This is a genomic window from Pseudomonas sp. HMWF006 (assembly GCF_003061205.1).
Lineage (GTDB): Bacteria > Pseudomonadota > Gammaproteobacteria > Pseudomonadales > Pseudomonadaceae > Aquipseudomonas > Aquipseudomonas monsensis.
Genome location: NZ_QAIU01000375.1, coordinates 15,018 through 16,800 on the forward strand (window position 1 = coordinate 15,018; position 1,783 = coordinate 16,800).

Below are 1,783 nucleotides of genomic sequence, written 5' to 3' on the forward strand. Positions count from 1 at the left end.
TCGAGCAGGCCGAACACCGAGACCTGGCGATCCAGCGCTTGCGTGATGTCGCGACCATCCCGCAGATGCAAGCCGAACTGCGCTTGCCTGATGGCAGCAACAAGCAAGTGATCGTGGCCGGGCAGCCGCTGACGCTCAACGATGAGGATTGCATGCTGTTTTCCTTCGTCGATATGGAGTTGCGACGCAAGGCCGAAGTGGCGCTGCGCCAGAGCGAGGAGCGCTTCGCCAAGGCATTTCGGCTGAGCCCGGTGCCGATTCTGATTTGCAGCGCCGACGAGCAACAGGTGATTGATGTCAACCAGGCGTTCCTCGACACGCTGGCGTATGACAGCGCAGAGGTGCTGGGCAAAACCGTGACGCAGCTGGGTTTCATCGACGACAGCAGCACCCGGTCGCGGTTGTTGACGGCGCTGGAGCAGAACGGCCGGATTGATCGGGTCGATGTGCGGGTCCGCAAGAAGGATGTGGAGTTGCTTGAGTGCGCGGTGTCCGCCGATACCGTCAACATCCAGGACACGCGCTGTTATTTGCTGGTGCTGATGGACATCACCGAGCGCAAACGCACCGAGCTTGAACTGGTCGCGGCAATTGAAGAGGTGATGAAAGATGCCTCCTGGTTCAGCCGCACGCTGATTGAGAAGTTGGCCAATGTGAAGAAGATCAACGCGCCACAGCTGCCGAGTGTTTCGTTCACCGATCTGACGGCGCGTGAACGCGATGTGCTGGGGTTGATCTGTGAAGGGCTGGCTGACAAGGAGATTGCAGCGCGGCTGAAACTGGCGCCGAACACGGTGCGCAATCATGTGGCGACGGTGTATTCCAAACTCGATGTGCATAGCCGCAGCGAGGCGATAGTCTGGGCGCGGGAGCGTGGGCTGTTTTCCGGTGAGTGGAGCAGCAAGAATCAGCGGTAGGTGCAAATGCACTAGTTGAATCAGTGCAAATGGAGGTGTTGGCTCAAGGGGGCTGTTCTTAGTCTGGTGGGGTGCGATACGAGCCATTCGGTTCGGGATCGCGTCCCTTCGAAGTAACTATAGGAACAGCCCCATGATGAATATTGCGCAGTTGCGCGCGCGGCTGGAACACAGCTTTTCACCGCTGGCGTGCGAATGTCTGGTGGATGGTGACCATTCCTTGACGGTGAAGCTTTATCACCCGGGGTCGGGGCAGGTCGATCTGGTGATCAGTGGGTTGAAGCTGGATTCTCTGCGTACGCCTGAGGCGGTGCAGGGGTTGATTGACGAGTTGCGGTATGAGCTTGAGAGTTTTTCTTTGCGCTCTTCTCGGGATCCTGATTTGGCCTAGGGTTGGGGGTATGAGACTTGGCGGCCTTTGGGCCGACCATGTTCTTGGGGTTTGGGTGTATATCCGTTTTTTGGGGTGTGGCGGCTGGCGGTTTCGCCCTTACGGCGACTCACTTTTTTGACAAACGCCTCAAAAAAGTAAGCAAAAAAAGGCTTGCCCCAGCGTTCGGCCCGCTCGCTGGGGCTCGGGGTTCCTTCGTTGCGGGTTTCATCCGGGGGCATCGCCTCCGGTTTGCTTCGCTGCACCTCCTCTCGATGTATGCGGCTTCGCCGCACGGCGCTCCGCGCCTGCCCCCCGGATGAATCCCTCCACTCAGCCTGCCGAAGGGGCCTGAAGATCAAGATCAAAAGCAGGCGAGCTGACACTCGGCCTATTGGTTGGCTCGGTTATTGTGGGAGACAGTGGCGGCCTGACAGCCGACCATGCTCTAACTGAATGCACTCAAACCAACTGTGGGAGCTGGCTTGCCAGCGAA

2 protein-coding genes are annotated in these 1,783 nt (G+C 58.6%); both read left to right on the plus strand.

Annotated features, from left to right (window positions below; all coding sequences use genetic code 11):
* Positions 1-917, plus strand: a 917-nt coding sequence (locus DBR24_RS32280) for a helix-turn-helix transcriptional regulator (RefSeq protein WP_256591513.1), incomplete at its 5' end; no start/stop codon positions are given.
* Positions 918-1,050: 133 nt separating this feature from the next.
* Positions 1,051-1,308: a DUF1652 domain-containing protein gene (locus DBR24_RS15340; RefSeq protein WP_123467658.1), complete on the plus strand. Its 258-nt coding sequence runs from the start codon at positions 1,051-1,053 to the stop codon at positions 1,306-1,308.
* Positions 1,309-1,783 lie beyond the last annotated feature (475 nt).